Annotated in this window: 14 protein-coding genes and 1 tRNA gene; 8 read left to right on the top strand and 7 right to left on the bottom strand. The window is 41.8% G+C overall.

Annotation, left to right across the window (positions count from 1 at the left end):
- The first annotated feature begins 9 nt into the window (after positions 1-9).
- From DIU38_RS09840 to DIU38_RS09870, 7 genes are all read left to right on the top strand, one after another.
- Entirely contained in the window at positions 10-4,131 is a 4,122-nt protein-coding gene (locus DIU38_RS09840) for a hybrid sensor histidine kinase/response regulator transcription factor (protein ID WP_112652388.1), read from the top strand.
- A 467-nt stretch (positions 4,132-4,598) separates the two neighbouring features.
- Positions 4,599-5,954: an IPT/TIG domain-containing protein gene (locus tag DIU38_RS09845; protein WP_112652387.1), complete on the top strand. Its 1,356-nt coding sequence runs from the start codon at positions 4,599-4,601 to the stop codon at positions 5,952-5,954.
- Positions 5,955-6,222: 268 nt separating this feature from the next.
- Entirely contained in the window at positions 6,223-6,984 is a 762-nt protein-coding gene (locus DIU38_RS09850) for a hypothetical protein (protein ID WP_112652386.1), read from the top strand.
- A 210-nt stretch (positions 6,985-7,194) separates the two neighbouring features.
- Positions 7,195-7,464 (top strand): helix-turn-helix domain-containing protein, encoded by a 270-nt coding sequence (locus tag DIU38_RS09855; RefSeq protein ID WP_112652385.1) that lies wholly within the window; start codon positions 7,195-7,197, stop codon positions 7,462-7,464.
- Positions 7,461-7,778, top strand: coding sequence for a hypothetical protein (locus tag DIU38_RS09860; RefSeq protein WP_112652384.1), 318 nt, complete (start codon positions 7,461-7,463; stop codon positions 7,776-7,778). Before DIU38_RS09855 ends, DIU38_RS09860 begins: the two co-directional genes overlap by 4 nt.
- 358 nt (positions 7,779-8,136) lie before the next feature.
- A complete protein-coding gene (locus DIU38_RS09865) occupies positions 8,137-8,691 on the top strand; it encodes a BfmA/BtgA family mobilization protein (protein ID WP_112652383.1) in 555 nt (184 codons plus the stop codon).
- A 57-nt stretch (positions 8,692-8,748) separates the two neighbouring features.
- On the top strand, positions 8,749-9,669 hold the full coding sequence (locus tag DIU38_RS09870) for a DUF5712 family protein (protein ID WP_112652382.1): 921 nt from the start codon (positions 8,749-8,751) through the stop codon (positions 9,667-9,669).
- A gap of 350 nt (positions 9,670-10,019) precedes the next feature.
- On the opposite strand, the gene DIU38_RS09875 is transcribed toward DIU38_RS09870, so the two are convergent.
- The 6 genes from DIU38_RS09875 to DIU38_RS09900 form a co-directional block, all read right to left on the bottom strand.
- Positions 10,020-10,715: a hypothetical protein gene (locus DIU38_RS09875; RefSeq protein WP_112652381.1), complete on the bottom strand. Its 696-nt coding sequence runs from the start codon at positions 10,713-10,715 to the stop codon at positions 10,020-10,022.
- Entirely contained in the window at positions 10,715-11,098 is a 384-nt protein-coding gene (locus DIU38_RS09880) for a hypothetical protein (RefSeq protein WP_112652380.1), read from the bottom strand. Before DIU38_RS09880 ends, DIU38_RS09875 begins: the two co-directional genes overlap by 1 nt.
- 11 nt (positions 11,099-11,109) lie before the next feature.
- Positions 11,110-11,622, bottom strand: coding sequence for a hypothetical protein (locus tag DIU38_RS09885; protein ID WP_112652379.1), 513 nt, complete (start codon positions 11,620-11,622; stop codon positions 11,110-11,112).
- A 137-nt stretch (positions 11,623-11,759) separates the two neighbouring features.
- Positions 11,760-12,968 (bottom strand): site-specific integrase, encoded by a 1,209-nt coding sequence (locus tag DIU38_RS09890; RefSeq protein ID WP_112652542.1) that lies wholly within the window; start codon positions 12,966-12,968, stop codon positions 11,760-11,762.
- A 251-nt stretch (positions 12,969-13,219) separates the two neighbouring features.
- Positions 13,220-13,306 (bottom strand) — tRNA-Ser (locus DIU38_RS09895).
- 173 nt (positions 13,307-13,479) lie between these two features.
- Positions 13,480-13,815, bottom strand: coding sequence for a hypothetical protein (locus DIU38_RS09900; protein WP_091170798.1), 336 nt, complete (start codon positions 13,813-13,815; stop codon positions 13,480-13,482).
- Between the two features lie 727 nt (positions 13,816-14,542).
- Between DIU38_RS09900 and DIU38_RS09905 the strand changes: the two genes are divergently transcribed.
- Complete coding sequence (locus tag DIU38_RS09905; protein ID WP_244311276.1) at positions 14,543-15,673, top strand: hypothetical protein; 1,131 nt, start codon at positions 14,543-14,545, stop codon at positions 15,671-15,673.
- Between the two features lie 14 nt (positions 15,674-15,687).
- Here the strand turns inward: DIU38_RS09905 and DIU38_RS09910 are convergent, their stop codons facing one another.
- The gene (locus DIU38_RS09910; protein ID WP_112652377.1) at positions 15,688-16,017 is read right to left on the bottom strand and encodes an ArsR/SmtB family transcription factor; all 330 of its coding nucleotides are present in this window, start codon (positions 16,015-16,017) and stop codon (positions 15,688-15,690) included.
- Between the last annotated feature and the right edge of the window lie 212 nt (positions 16,018-16,229).

The following is a 16,229-nucleotide window of genomic DNA, read 5'->3' on the forward strand; positions in this document are numbered from 1 at the left end:
GGTTCGCGCATGAAGAAACTTTACTTTTTTGTAGTATTATGTTATTTAGCGCTATCTGCGGGAATTTGCCGTGCGCAATATATTTATCAGCAAATTGATAATAGCAGCGGCCTCTCCAACAGTTGCATCAATACCATTTACCAGGATAACGAGCAGCTGATATGGTTTGGTACCTGGGATGGCCTTAACTTTTACGATGGTAAAAACATCCACGTATTTAACTACGAGCGTACCAAACCCGGTAAAAACTCCATCGCCAGTAATATCATTTACCATGTTACCGGCGATAAGCACCGCAATATTTGGATAGGCACAGTTGAAGGCGTATCCAAATTCAATAAAAGCACCGGCGATTTCAGCAACTATTTTTATAACCGTAAAAAAGTAGTCTCCAACGGCTACACTATCGCGGTTGATAATAACGGACTGGTTTATACCGCCCGCCGCAATGGTGATGAAATTGACCTTTACAACCAGCAAACAGATAAATTCAGTAAGGTTGATATCAAGGGTTTGCATAATTTTTTATTGACCAAGATCTTTTTTGATGCAGAGAATAATCTGTGGTTATTAAAGGATGATGGTATCCTCGAGGTATTTAGCAAAACAGGTAACAGGTTTGAAAAGCAGCATTCTTTCCCCTCCGTTAAAAATATCGATAATGTATTTTTTGTAAATGGAAAGATTTTCTACTCAACCAAAAGCGCTGAGTTGTTCAGCGTTGAGGCTGATCTTTCAACTCAAAAAATATTGCAGTTGCCTCACGAAGTACGGTCAATGAGCTTTTACCGTGGTCATTATGTGTTTGCCTGGGCATCGAAAGGTATTGGCGAATACGACGAGAATTTTAAACCATCCACTTTTTTATCATCTGAAATACCTGTACTGCAAAACATCCGGACAACCTCATTGCAGGAGGCTGGTACTAATTTACTGTGGATAGGTACCGATGGCAACGGCACGCTGAAAGTAACGCCTAAAGAAAATTACTTCGGCATTATCCAAAAACAAAGCAACGGGCAATCGTTCCATATCCCGGTACGCGCTTTTTGCTCGGTTAATAATGAATTATGGGTTGGCACTAAGGGAAACGGCATCGTTACTATCAAAAACTTTGGCAAAAGTGATGTTTCATTCTCCACCATCAAATCCTTCCATACCAATGTGGACCTGTTGGATAACTGCGTGTATTCTATCACCAAAGATAAAACCGGTATGGTTTACATCGGTTCAGACGCGCCGGGTATTACGCTTTATGATCAACATTTAAAGCGATTTATTAAGTGGGAAGAGATTGGTGGCAGCAGCAAGTATCCATCGTTCGGTTCGGTACATTGTGTGCTGCATGACCTGGACGGCTCGGCATGGTTAGGGTTGAATGAGGGCGGTTTGGTTCACCTTAAGCTGGATATAAACAATGCCGGAAAAATTTCATTGAGCTATCTTGAAAAATACATTTATGACGGCACAAACGCCGGGCCGGGCAGTTACGTGATTTACAGTCTGGCCGATGGGAAAGATGATCGTATTTGGATTGGTTGCCGTTATGGTGGGTTAAGTATGTTTGATAAAAAGCTGCGCAGGTTTAAAACTATCAAGGCCTTCTCTTACAATAACAGTTTATCCAATAATGATGTGCTTTCGCTTTATATGGATGGGCATCAGAAGTTATGGGTGGGTACAAGTTTCGGCCTGAACTGGATTGATGAACAGCTTGCGGCCAATGAGGCGAAACCTGTGTTTAGCAAGTTGTTTGTTGATGACGGATTGCCGAATAATACGGTGCATGCCATTAATGAAGATAATGCCGGCAATATCTGGATCAGCACCAACAAAGGCCTGGCCAGGATCAACCCGAAAAACCTTAAAATAGTTCAATTTAAAGAGTCGGACGGCTTACAGAGTGATGAGTTTAGCGATAACGCCGTTTGGAAGGACGCTGCCGGAATGTTGTTTTTTGGCGGGATTTACGGGTTTAATTATTTTCTGCCCCAAAACATCATCATCAATAATGAGCAGCCCCATTTGCTGCTTTCTGATCTGCAGTTTGCCGGTAAGTTCACTACCGAGCGCGGCCTGAATGTGCTTACCAAAAACGGTTCGGCAGTAAACCAGCATTACGAACTGGCCCCGCAGGATAACTATTTTGAATTGAATATTCAGCCTATAACTTATCTGCATCCGCAAAAATGCCAGTATGCCTATTTCCTTGAGGGCGGCGATAAAGAGTGGCATTACATGGGCAACAGCGAAAAGATCATCTACAATAACGTATCTGCCGGAAACTATAAGCTGCTCATCAAATGGACAAACGGAGAGGGCATCTGGACTAATGGAATCCCGGCTTTTAGCATTACCGTAAAACAGTATTTCTGGCTTACGGGCTGGGCTTATTTATTGTATACCGCTGTGCTTGCGTGTTCAGGCTACCTCTATTTCAGGTACCGCAAAAACAAATTCATGATGATGCAGGAACTTAAGATGGAACATATGCTGCATGAAAAAGATGAGAAACTGCACCAGGAACAGCTTAACTTTTTCACCAATATAGCTCATGAACTGCAAACACCTTTAACACTCATTTTGGGTTCGCTCGAAAGGTATTTATACAAAGGTAATCAGGACGATACTAAGCAGGATAATTACTTTTTATCCGTAGTAAAACAGGAAGCATCCCGGCTGCATTATTTAGTTTTACAGTTGTTAGAATTCCGCAAGGCCGAATCCGGCTTTTTGAAAAATCATTTCTCATATCTGAATATATCTACTCTGCTTGGCAACATTGCCGGATTATTTGAGCCGCTTTCTGAACCTAAAAAGCTTGATTTTTCCTGTTATATTGAACCGGAGATCAGTTTATGGATAGATAAGGATAAATTAGAAAAGATCATTTTTAACCTGCTGTCAAACGCTTTTAAGCACACGGGCAATGGGCAATCGATCATATTTTCGGTAAATAAACTTGCAGAAACAAATCGGTTGGAAATTGTAGTTGCCAATTCGGCTTGCACTTTAACTGACGAAGAGATGCACCGGCTGTTTGATAGGTTTTTTGTGGCCGATGGGAGCCAGCAGAGCAAGATCAGTTCGGGAGTAGGGCTTGCCTTTACGCGCCAGTTGGTTACTTTACTTAACGGTGAAGTAAACGCCCAATGCAATAATGGATGGATAGCGTTTAAGGTATACTTGCCATTAAGTTTTATTCCAGACAAGAACGAGCAGGTGACAGAACAAGGCGATAAGGTAGAAAAACCATCATACATTTTCCAATCGATAGCCGCGGGTAGGGTGGAGGGCTTACAGGTTACTGTAGCCGAGAACAATAAAAAAGCGCTTATTAATAGTTTTGAGCAGGAAGAGAAGAAAATGATCCTCGTGGTTGAGGATGAACAGCGCATCCGCTATTTACTAAAAGATATTTTGCAGGAGCAATATATAGTTTATGAGGCAGCTACAGGCAAAGAAGCTTTGGAAGTGATCAAACGCATCACACCAGATCTGATCATCAGCGATATCATGATGCCTGATTTTGACGGCTTGCAGCTTTGCAGCGTAATTAAAAGCACGCCCGAATCATGCCATATTCCATTTGTCATCCTATCGGCAAGGGGTACGCTTCAGCAACAAACCGAGGGTTACGGGTTAGGAGCGGATGCGTATATACCCAAACCCTTCCAAACCGAGCATTTACTGGTAAGGGTTCAGAAACTGCTGGAATATCGTGAAAAGCTGCACCAATTCTTCAACAATACTAAGCAAGCCAATCAGCTTGGCGTTAATGACATCAGCGATAGTGATAAGTTTTTTATAGAGAAGGTGGTAGGTATTATAGAAGATAATTTGTTAGAAGAATTAGATGGCGCGTTCCTGGAAAACGCGCTTAACCTGAGCAAGATCCAACTGTACCGGAAAATAAAAACCCTCTCGAACATGAGTCCTACAGAGCTGATCAGACACGTGCGGTTGCAAAAAAGCGCGGTACTGCTTACCACTTCAGATTTGACGGTATCTGAAATATTTTACCGTACCGGTTTTAACAACAAAACCTACTTTTTTAGGGAGTTTAAGCGGGTATACAATTGCTCGCCCAATGCTTACCGGGCAAAATATAGGCTGCCCGATTTAAATTAAACGCGGGGAATTTGATATAAAAGCGAAGTCTCTCATGGCACCAGAATTTTTCGTGAGAGTGCAGTTGAAACGTTTTAATATTATTGCACTATGCTAATTAAGCAACTAAGTATAACATCCTGCAAATGTTCGACAATGTTCGACCAAGATTTTTTGACAACAAAAAAGCGATTAGTGTCTTTCATCTAATCGCTTGATTTTCAAGCACTCAGAGCGGGAATCGAACCTTGCTTGTAAGTCCTTAAATTATAATGAGTTATAAATTACTGAAAGATCATTCAACGATTTGTACAAAACTGTATTTGGCCATAAATCGTTGTACTTCAAATATACGAAATATCTGTTTTTCAAAGAAATCTAAAGTGATTTATAACCGCAAGACAAACCCTCTACATTCTCTATAGATTTAACAGGTTGCCTTTCTTTTATAACTCGACACTTAAATTTTGTATATTGCTAAATTATTTATGCAACCTGTCACAAAATACCTCAGCACCGCGAAGGTCCCCCTTTTAATAGCCTTATTGCTTATAATATCCACATGTAAAAAGCAACATACGGAGCGTAACGGGGACGGCAGTAGTCCCGACCTAAAACCAACTATACTGTCTCTCAGTACTTATACAGGCCCCTACCGTACCGTCGTACAAATTAAAGGGAGCGGATTTGATCCAGACACACGGAACAATAAAGTATGGTTCAATGGTAAACCGGCCGAAATTACCGCTGCGACGGAAACCATCATAACCGCGATCGTCCCGCTTAGCGCGGGCACAGGTAATATAAGCCTGTCCGTCAGTGGTGCGGCAAAGGTCACTGGGCCAGTTTTTAACTACCAATATACCATGATGGTAACCACATTGGCTAGCTACGTGCGGCCATTAGGCAGCACCGACCCCAACCTGTACCAATTAATGGAATGGCCTACGGGTATCGCAGTTGACGGCCCCGGCAATGTATATGTATCCGACTTTCACTTTAATATGATCTACCGGATCGATACCACCGGTAAGGCCATTGTATTTAGCGGTCAGGTCACTTCAGGTTTCGTGAACGGCACCCTGGCCGATGCCAGGTACAATTTCCCCGGGAATGTGGCCACCGACCATGCCGGTAATATATACGTGATCGATAACGGGAACGGAGCATTCAGAAAGATCGATAACTCCGGCACTGTAACCACCTTTGCCTCGAGTAAATTTGGCGGAGTGATCGGGAGCGGCGGTTATGAAATCTTCCCGGGAATAAATACCAGCGCAGCCATCGTAACAGATAAAAACAACACGCTGTATTTCAGCGACAGTAACGGTATCATCCGTACCCTCACGCAAACAGGCGATGTGGCTCTATTCGCAGGATATAGTTTCGGCTACCGCGACGGCCCCCGGCTGAAAGCGAACTTTAGCTACCTGAGCGGCCTGACTTTCGATGCGAACGGAAACCTCTACGTAGCCGACTGGGGCAACAACGCGATCCGCAAAATAGATACCCAGGGAAATGTGACCACGCTTGCCGGCAGTACCGTACCAGGATACCTGGACGGTAAAGGCACGGCTGCCAGGTTTAGTAACCCAACAGGTATCGTAGCCGACGCCGGCGGCAACATCTATGTGGCCGAGCCGATAAACAACGTTGTCCGTAAAGTTACCCCCAATGGCACGGTCAGCACCTTCGCGGGCATCCCCAAGAGGACTGGCAACAGCGATGGTAATTTAACGACAGCGACATTTAATGCCCCTACAAACATCGCGATCGACAAAAACGGGATTTTATATGTTACCGATAGAGGCAACAAAAGCATCCGCAAAATAGGTTTGCAATAAAGTCCGTTCAATTGGCTCGGGGTATTCCCGGGGATACCTTAACCCGCCAACAGACGGTCAATACATGTAGGCCAATTTCCAGTCCAGCGATCAGGAAGTTATAAATACAGACCTTCTTTAAACCTGTGCCTGGAGGAAGTTCTGGTGAGATCGTACCGATGCGGAAATCACAAGCCTTTTGCTGAACCTTTAAAATAGTTCGATATTCTTCCGTTTTCGAAATGCGAATTTTACTTAAAATTATTAACTTTAGGTTAAATTATGCCCTATGCGCGAGCAATATTTCAAACACAGATCACCTTTCGATTTTAATAAAGACACTAATGATATAGGCCGCCCATTTTTTTGGAACAAAAAAGTTGAGGACAACCACTTTCTTAACCTGCTTTACCGAAAAAATGAACAAGAATTCGATGAAGTTTACAAATACCATCTCCAATTCTTTCTATCTGAATACGATGATGCAACTGAGCAGGAGTTCTTCAGGTATGTGTGGGAAGTCATACAGGATGCTATTGCACAGTTAAGACAAAAAGATAGGTATACTTCAAGTCATGCCCAAAACTTTCGATACAAGTTTCACCTTAATCGGTTTGCAGAATATCTTCAAAGCATCGATCAATGGAACCTTGGCCGTACCCAAGCTGAGATCATTGCAGAAAAGGAAGGCCAAATCAAGATACTCAAAGAACAACTGCAACGCTTGCTGGATGAGCGCAGGGAGGCCGAGAAGTTGGATACTGACTACCCGATCAATATTGCCAGCGGTCATTTTCTTACGGTGGTTGACCTGTTCAAAAAGATCGAGACACTAAAGGTGGGCGATAAGGAACTCGTGTTTTCGCAGATGCCCATCACCTGGGCCAAACTGATCTGTCGGTACTTTCAGGAAGATGGTGAACCGATCAAATTAGACCGTGTACGGCGCTATTACCCGCGTGACGCAGGTAACCCGAGCGGCAGGTCATCTGCTATCCCCTCGGAAAACCAGCATTTCAATATCGTTCCTGCAAAACGCAGGGCAAGTTAAGAACGGATTTTAGTTTCATTTTTCTTTTGCAGGCAAACGTTAACAATTGACTCTAAACTATTCAATACGCTCTTTTTCAGTACTATGCTTTGGCTGCCATTACCATAGCTTGGCCTATGGTAATGAACAACATCGCTTTGCTGACATCTTTGCTTCGTACCCGTTATCGGCGGTACAAGTATCAATTAATGATTAACGAAGGAGGCGATTATGCAAGCAAGTGAACTGATCACTAAAGGAGATCTGAATGAATTTAAAAGTGACCTGTTAACAGAAATCAAGAAACTGGTTCAACTGGATAGCCAGGGCCAGTCCAAAAAATGGCTCAAAAGTAACGAGGTTCGAAAGCTGCTAAAAATATCACCGGGCACCTTACAGAACCTGCGCATCAACGGGACATTGAGTTATACCCGTATTGGTAGTATCATGTATTATAAGCTCGACGACATCAACAAGCTACTGGAAGGAGGGCTGCAATGAGTAACAATAAAATTGCGGCCAGTGAACTTGCCGGTTACAGTAAGCTGCTTAAACGCATGAGCACGGATGGACGACTGAATACAACACATATAAGCTTGTTCAGTGCATTGTACGTCCAATGGCAGCGCGCTGGTTTCAAAAGCCCATTCTGTGTCACCAGAAAGACGCTGATGGCTTTTAGCCGGATAGCATCTATTGCAACGTATCACAAGTGTATCAAAGAACTCGATGATTATGGTTACGTCCACTATGAACCATCTTATCACCCCAAACTCGGCAGCCAGGTTTACTGGCCTGCCGGTTGGGAAGTGTAGCCCGGTATTTTATATCGGCATAGCTGTATATCGGGCCATACGGGTAACTGTATATCTGAATAACAAGTTATTCAGATATAGGTATAGAAAGATATCCAGCTATATAATCTATAAATCCGGTGCAGCCAATAGCTGCACCGGCAATGATTTGCTTCGCAAATCAGGAGGAAAAGCGGTGGTCGCTTCGCGAAAGCGGAGGGAGCGAGCGGAAGTCGGGCACACCCGACTTTTCCGCTCGCCCTGCGGGCTAACGCGGTTTTGCGTATACCTGCGGTATACTTTCCCCCGCTTTTATGCTAACGATAACGAAAACAGTATACCTGGCGGTATACTCAATTAATGCAATACGAAAGATCTTATGAGCAAGGATGAAAATATAAAAACGATCCGGTTCCCGGTGAAAACAGATGAGAAGCTGGTGATCATTGCTAATAAATGCGGTCTTTCGAAGCTTGACCTGTTCATTTTCATGGTGGACTATTTTTATAAGACCAAGAAAGCCCCGAGGGATCTGAACGATGAGCTATTGAAAAATGCGATCAACAGGAAAACGGACAATATCGTTGCGTTTATCAGGACACAGGAACAGGAGCTTTTGACGCCCTTAAAAAAAGAATCGGAGCGTATGATCAATTCACAATTAAAGATCGTGGACTATTTTAATCAATATATCATCACGCATAACAAAGAGCAAAGGGAAGCTTATGCAGCCCAGAGAAAAGCGATTGAAGACATCGTAAAATACCTGCAAATCATAGACCGGCTACAAGTAGAAAAAAGAAACCTGAAAGTCCGTTTCAAATCAATCCTGGAGCATTATGTTTCCCAGCGGGAACAATTGAATGTATTTGCGAAACAGGCAGATAAGGACGAGCTGGTGCGTTTTGCAAGGGAACAATTGGAAAGCCTGTGATTGCAAATGAGTCAGCCGGTAAACGGGGATTGTATTTACACTTAAACAAGAAAAAAAATGCACATCAATATCACGAGCAGTGAAACCGGGAACAATAAAGGCAGCAGCAGCCGGCTGGTAGCCTACCTGGAAAAAGAAAACCGTATGGCTGAAGCGCAGGATAAGCATTATAAACCTAAGTACTGGTTTAACCACGTACGGGATAATATCCAGCCCTATGAGGTAAGGTCGGGTATCGATAATAACGTAGCGAAACTTTCAAAAGACGATGCCAAGTTTTTCCTGGTGAACATCAGCCCGAGTGAAAAAGAGTTATTGTACCTGAATGAGAAGTTTGGAAAGGAGGGTGCGAAAGATTATTTAAAAGCTTATGCCAATGAGGTGATGGATGCTTATGCGAAAAACTTTAAACGTGACCGGGTAGAAGGTAATCGAGACCTGGTTTATTATGCCAAGCTGGAAAACAACAGGTATTACACTTACAAAGATCTGGAGGTGAGAAAAGGCAAGGCCAGCCGAGGAGATGTCAAGCCGGGGGAGCAAATGCATGTTCAGGTCATCGTCAGCAGGAAGGATGCCAGTAATACCATCAAATTAAGCCCTTTAAATAATTCAAAAGGGACGAATGCTGAACACAGTAAGATCGTCGGGCAGTTTGACCGGGTGGCTTTTAAGCAGTCGGCGGAGCAGATCTTTGACAGGATGTTTAATTATGAAAGGGAGGTCAAAGAATCGTTTGGTTATGCGAATGCTATGAAACATGGAAGCTACGAACAAAAGGCTGAGTTCAGGGAAAAACAGAGGGTTCAGGAGTCTGGTAACCTGTTCCAGCAAAGCCATAGCAAAGGGGTTCTGGATGTATTGCTTGATGGTGCTGCCAAAAATTATGGGCCGCCGACGGTAGACGATGGCCGGAGGCGCAAAAAGAAAAAACGACCTGGACAGGATTATGATCAGGGACAACAGCTATCACGCTAAGTAAAGATCATGTGGCCCATGCGGCTGCGGCAGGCGGCTCCATTACACCACGCGCTTCGCTCCGGGTTTCATTGCGCCGCCAGCCTCGCCGCCGCGCGTGCAGGAGTGTATTCGTTCCTCATACACATCTGCCTTTCCCACGCACTGGTTATCGGTTAGTCACAGCACCGCAGTCACAAAGTTAGCTACGCAGGAAAACAGTCAAGGCTATATAAACCGGCTATCGCCGGGCCTTGACAGTTTTCCTGCTAACAGCTCCCGTTGTTTAAGCGGTGATATGACTGGGTGTGCGCAAGTGCATATAGGTACTTGGCGCCTGTTACGGTTACCAATTACCTGTACGAAATTAATTAAAGCTTGAAGCCACCGCTACCCAATGAACGCCCAAGATTTTGACCCTGTTCTGGTTTTGTTATACGCTGTTGCACTGGCGTTTGCTCTACGGATGTTCTCGTGTCTTGAGCAATGCGGTTTACCCATTCTGGTAAATTAGGTGCCTGTTCGACAAGATTACCGTTCGCATATTTCAGATATACTGAAAGACTTTGCCCCTTTTCCTTAGATGCGGCTTTCATTAAGATAACCTGGTCAAAAGCACGATGATGTTTTTGCAGATTAACTAAAGATTGCTCATAATTTGCTTTGATGTTATCTGCTGATACATCGTGTCCTCCTTTAGCTACTCTTAAACGTACACGCTCAAAAGAAATAGCAATTTCATCCAGGCCAAAGAAAAATAATCGGGTGCTATAACCCTTAATCTTAAATTCATTAACTGATGTCATGATATCTTCTGTTCGAAAGTTAGTCTCGAAAGCACAGGTTGCATTTTTGGCTTGCATGCTCTCTTTCCAGTCCGAAAATACATGCCCGTTAACTGCGTCATATAGATTACCGCTGTCTAAGCCTGGAAATTGCTTTTTAAGCAGCATAAATTCTTTATCGCCATCAAAAATAGGGGTTCCTGGTGGTACCATTGAGGATGACAGCGTGCTTTTACCGGCGCCATTTGGCCCGGCAAAAACAAACAGTTCTGGCTGTTCCATTAAAATCTGCTGCGGATTATTTGGCTTTCACCTGTAGAGGCGTTTACTTTAACCAACTCGCGATGGTCTTGATATTCACGGATAACGTGATTTCTACGCTCTTGATTCCCGGTTGGCTCGTAAACGTTATAGAGACCCAAATGCGTGTTTTCGGCTTCTACGTGTTGGATTTCAGGATGCAACCGTTCTTCAAGCTCTTTTAAAGAACATTCAAAAACTGGTATGTAAGTTAGTTGCTCCATTAGATTTTGTAATTCCGCTGCCTTTGCCGGATGCCAATGGCTTACAGGAATAAGAACGGCGGTTGCTTTTTTTTGTTCGTCGTAAACAATATTAAATGTATCCTGGCTGACGAACTCTTTCAAATTTAGAATTTTATACATGATTTTACAAATTATTGTTTGATAATAGCGTGATGCTGATGCGCTCTTTTGTGTCCAATTGGCCTAATGGCGGGCCTTTTATTATTAGATTGAGATTGGATAGGCGCAAGTTTACTTATGTTTCCTGCTTGTTCGTGGAGTAAGCCTACTAACGCATTGACCTCTAATTTTAAAGCTAATGCAAAACCGAAGGAAATTGCTGTTGCGGAAACCAGGCCGAAATAAACAAGCAGCATTTTTATTTTTATTTGTTCCGGAGAGGATTTAATCGCTTTATCAACTTTTTTCTCCAAACTGTCTATGACAAATTCTAATTTGTTTTCCGGTTGAAGGTTAACCAGGTTATCCAGTTTCACACCGATTTCTTCAAGTTGTGAAGCGTAATCCGGTAAATAAACTTTTGGATAGTTATTAATATTTTTTTCGGTGTTAGCCATGCGGTCATTATATGTTTTGCTGTGTACGATTGACCTGTCGGTAACTTCCTCCGGTGTATCAATCCTATAATTGTTTTGATTGCTCATCTTCGTCGAGTGTTTAATTCTGTAAAAGCTAACGGCCAAGGAACATGATTAATCTTATTTTCCCTTTTGTGTTAGTTAAGAATATAATGAATAAGCTTGAAGCCTCAGGCAGCTTCAAGATTATTGAATAGGTGCTTTTAATAAAGCTGTCTTAGCTTAGACATGTCCTGCGCCACTTTCATATCAAGGATCTTTGCGTAGTGCTGGGTTGTTTTAATGTTAGTGTGCCCAAGCATCTTCGACACGCTTTCAATGGGTACGCCGTTAGATAGCGTTACAGTAGTCGCAAATGTATGCCTGGCAATATGGTAAGTTAGCTTTTTAGGGATGCCACAGATATCAGCTATCTCTTTTAAATAAGCATTCATCTTTTGATTGGTTGATACAGGCAGGGCTTTACCGGAATGTTCGCATACCGGAGAATCGCTGTACTTATTGAGTATGGAAACAGCAGGAGGAAGTAACGGCACACGCGTAGGGGTAGCTGTTTTCTGTCTTTGGGTGTTTATCCATTTTTCTCCGTCAGGACCGGTAATGATCTCCGTGGCTTTTAGTTTTTGAACGTCGGCATAAGCAAGCCCTGTAAAACAGCTGAACAGAAAAATATCCCTAATCTGTCCCAGGCGTTCTGTACCAAAAACTTTCGCAGCCATTCGCCGTAATTCCTCATCATTAAGGAATAACCTGTCAACCACTTTTACCTTGGCTTTATAATTTACGAACGGGTCATTAACCATCCAACCACTTGCGATACAGATGCGAATGATCTTCTTGAAATTCTTTAAATATTTTACGGCCGAGTTATTAGCACATTTTCTTACTGATCGCAGGTAGAAATCATAGCTCACTACGAAGTCATGATCAATTTCTTTAACATCAATGTCATTTACATTATATTTCCATTTGATGAAATCCTGAGTATGTTTTAGGGATGTTTTGTAACGTTCTAAAGTTCCTTTAGCGAAATCAGACCCCACGAGCGCAGCGACTTGATTGTTATGCTCTTTAAAAACGTCAATAATGGTATAGAGCTTTTCCGGCTTACCATTTAATAGGTTTTTTAAGCGGTCAGCAGTGATCGCTACCTTCTGCGTTGTCAGGCTTTCGTGAGCTGCATAAACCATTGCCTGCAATGTGTCCAGGTAGGCGTTGAATGCCCGGACAGACTCCTTTGTGCCTTTTAAGCGGCCTGCATTACTGTTCCATTGCGTGGGTTCACAGGTTCTTGATGTGGTAGTTTCCGCACGTTTCCCGTTTACCGTAATACGTAAATACACGGGTATGGGGCCTTCATTGTAGTTCTTTGGTTTCTTCAAATAGAAGAGCAAGCTGAAATTAGTTTTCATGTTAAATAACATTAAAAAGGTGAAACAAAACTAAGCTTGCAGCTAATAGAAATCAAGATGTTTAAGTGTTGAACATGTTGATAATCAAAACAATATGTTCAATTCGGTGAGTCGTTAAAATCTCAAAATTACTCACCTTATCGCTCTCCTTTTTGACGCGAATCGATGGCTATTTTGAGCATTTGACATAAAAACAAAAGCCTGCAATCATTTGATTTGCAGGCTTTTAAATAATTTGATATCAAAATCAGCGGAGAGTTAGGGATTCGAACCCCAGGAACCTTTCACAGTTCAACAGTTTTCAAGACTGCCGCAATCGACCACTCTGCCAACTCTCCGGGCGCAAAAGTACAAATCTGAACCGAATTGCCAAATCTGAATTGGCACTTTAAGCACAGGTTAAGCAAATGTTATAACGCAGTATCTGTTTATCAGGTTATTATAATTGAATTTTTTTTGCAATTAATCATTTTACGTTCAGAAATTCACCTCGATGTTCGTATAATCAAGTTTAATAATCCTGCAGATCATGTTCAAATCTTCTTATACTTTCAAATAGCATGGCAAATCCATCGGCCATTTGACGAAACAATCGCTCGTCAATGCTGTATTTAATTGAGCCGCGTAAACCATGAGTCTTTAAAATACCCATCCGTTTTAATTCGGCAATATGCTTGGTTATTGTTTCCTGGTTAAACGGGATGCTATATAAACTTTCTTTGGGCACTAAATTGCCGTTAGCTATAATAATACGAACAATGGCAATCCTGACCGGCAACGCAAGGGCTTTGGCAAAATTAGCCAGTTCGTTATCGGTATTTGAAAATTTTAAGTTGAAATAAGGCATAACTTGTATACACGATTTTTAAATAAATTAATAATACAGCGTTAATCGCTGTAAATGCAGGTAATAAGAAAACATTGTAAAAGGTACTGGCAGGCGAGAAGCTGATAACTCAGACTCTCCAGGTACAGGTAATGGAAAAAATATTAGCAGCGTAAAAAACCTTGTGAGACCGAAACCTGCTTTGAGTGTCATATTGCGATATGAGCCGGAACGGGCATAAATCACAGGTACGAATTAACCTGAATTGATTATTTAATGCAGCTAAGGTTTTGCCGAAAATGACCCGCGGGCGGGATAAAAAGAGAACAGGTGCCGATTTACCATTATTTGCACTCGAAATAACCGGACCGTTTTGTTTTACCGTTCCGTTGTTAAGCGTTAAATACTTTCCTGTTTTAGCATGACCTGCAATTTTGGGGCATCGTGTAACATACAAACACGAAAAAAAGAAATATCCTATAGCTATAAATAGGCATAGTATTCTTTTACCTAATGTTTCTGTCCCCATGCATCATAATTTTCCAATTCAAATCTATGCGCCTAATATTAATAGTATGTTGTTAAACGATTAAAATAATATTAAGTCAATTGATGTTTTAATTTGCAATTTTGTATATTTAGACATAAACCAAAATGCTTTAACCCTTATAAGTAAAATGATGGGTTTGCTATGGGCAGATATGTTAAAATATTATTCGCTTGTTTGATACTTTTAAGTACAGTTAATTTGTTTGCTCAAAATAACAGTAGGATTTGTTTTGCTTTTTATGATGGTACATTTAATGCCGATGCTTTAACTATTAGCGATACCACAAGCGGACTATCGGTAAATAACATAAAAAGCTTTTATATCAATGTTGATGCCGGTAATTATAAACCTCTACTTGATGCATTGTTGAGTTATAAACAAGATCACCAGCTTAATGACTGGCTGTATTACCAGCTCGTGCGTAAAACTGCCCAGCAGATAAGTCCTAAAGAAAAAAATTACAGTAGGTATACCTTGTATAAATGGTTCCTGATGGTTAAATCGGGCTATGATGCACGATTGGCGCTGGCCGGAAAAAAAATCATTTTTTATGTTTACAACAATGAGGATGTATCAGATATTCCTTCTTATACGGTTAATGATAAAAAGTACATGTGTCTTAACATTCATGACTACCCGGGTACCGATCTTACAATACAACCTGCTATTCCTGTTGATATCAATGTGCCCGGTGCAATAAACTCATTTTCATATAAGGTTACGAGCATGCCTGATTTTACGCCTGCGGACTATGTTGAAAAGGACCTGCAGTTTACCTATCGGCATAAGGCATACTATTTCAAGATTAAGCTTAACCCGCTGATTGATTCTATTTTTAGGAATTATCCGGTTGTCGATTTTGAATATTACTTCAATATTCCCCTAAGTAAAGAAACTTATGGATCGCTGATTCCTTTGCTAAAGAAAAATGTGGACGGCATGAGTCTCAAAAAAGGCGTTGATTACCTGATGCATTTTACGCGATATGCCTTTTTATATGAAAATGATGATATGAATTTTGGCCGGGAGAAACGGTTGAGCCCCGAAGAAACCCTGTTTGCCCAATACAGCGACTGCGACGATCGTGCCGCATTATTTTTTTACCTTGTTAAAGAAATATACAATTTGCCGATGATAGCGGTGTTATATCCAACTCATATAACTATGGCAGTGCAGTTTGATAAACCGATGGGTAAACCCTTGCTTTATAAAGGAAAAGCTTATTCCTTTTGTGAGCCTACGCCACAACTGCGCGATCTGAAGATAGGACAAGTATCTGCCTCACTTAAACAGGTGCCTTATAAGGTTGTGTATGAATATAACCCATAAATTGAGCGGGCAGATCAGGGCTGCTGTTCCACCTTGTTAATAGCACTGAGCATATTTTCAAACTCGGCTGTATATCTGTTCCAGGTTGGCCAGTTTACATCATACAACGATTTTTTACCATCAATTGCAACAGTGATCAGCTTGGCATCCATCAATTCTTTTAAATGATGGGATACCGTTGGCTGCGCTAAAGGGAGTATTTCAACTATTTCGCCGCAGGTAAAATGCTTGTGCTGTGCCAAAATGCGCATAATAGCGATTCTTGCAGGGTGCGAAAGCGCCTTTGCTACCATTGATATGTCCTGATCTGTTGCGGCAAACTCAGTCTTTTTATGATTAGCCATGTTTAAATATGAGTTACAAATATATAATTCATATTTAAACATGAACAACTCTCGGCTCAAGCCTTCATCCAATCTTCATAAGGTTGCATACGCTGATATTGCTCAACTGTAAATACGCTTTAAAATGAGCAAGATAGAGCAAGAAGTGTTAATTATAGGTTAATTCATGTTTTAATTAAAAACCTTTGCGATAAGTTTTTCGTAAAACGTAA

Origin of the sequence: Mucilaginibacter metallidurans (assembly GCF_003286435.2) — a bacterium.
Classification (GTDB): domain Bacteria; phylum Bacteroidota; class Bacteroidia; order Sphingobacteriales; family Sphingobacteriaceae; genus Mucilaginibacter; species Mucilaginibacter gossypii.

Excerpts from the sequence above, each read along its gene's own strand:
- DIU38_RS09840 (WP_112652388.1), top strand. The coding sequence starts at position 10 with ATGAAGAAACTTTACTTTTTTGTAGTATTATGTTATTTAGCGCTATCT.
- DIU38_RS09845 (WP_112652387.1), top strand. The coding sequence starts at position 4,599 with ATGCAACCTGTCACAAAATACCTCAGCACCGCGAAGGTCCCCCTTTTA.
- DIU38_RS09850 (WP_112652386.1), top strand. The coding sequence starts at position 6,223 with ATGCGCGAGCAATATTTCAAACACAGATCACCTTTCGATTTTAATAAA.
- DIU38_RS09855 (WP_112652385.1), top strand. The coding sequence starts at position 7,195 with ATGCAAGCAAGTGAACTGATCACTAAAGGAGATCTGAATGAATTTAAA.
- DIU38_RS09860 (WP_112652384.1), top strand. The coding sequence starts at position 7,461 with ATGAGTAACAATAAAATTGCGGCCAGTGAACTTGCCGGTTACAGTAAG.
- DIU38_RS09865 (WP_112652383.1), top strand. The coding sequence starts at position 8,137 with ATGAGCAAGGATGAAAATATAAAAACGATCCGGTTCCCGGTGAAAACA.
- DIU38_RS09870 (WP_112652382.1), top strand. The coding sequence starts at position 8,749 with ATGCACATCAATATCACGAGCAGTGAAACCGGGAACAATAAAGGCAGC.
- DIU38_RS09875 (WP_112652381.1), bottom strand. The coding sequence starts at position 10,715 with ATGGAACAGCCAGAACTGTTTGTTTTTGCCGGGCCAAATGGCGCCGGT.
- DIU38_RS09880 (WP_112652380.1), bottom strand. The coding sequence starts at position 11,098 with ATGTATAAAATTCTAAATTTGAAAGAGTTCGTCAGCCAGGATACATTT.
- DIU38_RS09885 (WP_112652379.1), bottom strand. The coding sequence starts at position 11,622 with ATGAGCAATCAAAACAATTATAGGATTGATACACCGGAGGAAGTTACC.
- DIU38_RS09890 (WP_112652542.1), bottom strand. The coding sequence starts at position 12,968 with ATGAAAACTAATTTCAGCTTGCTCTTCTATTTGAAGAAACCAAAGAAC.
- DIU38_RS09900 (WP_091170798.1), bottom strand. The coding sequence starts at position 13,815 with ATGCCTTATTTCAACTTAAAATTTTCAAATACCGATAACGAACTGGCT.
- DIU38_RS09910 (WP_112652377.1), bottom strand. The coding sequence starts at position 16,017 with ATGGCTAATCATAAAAAGACTGAGTTTGCCGCAACAGATCAGGACATA.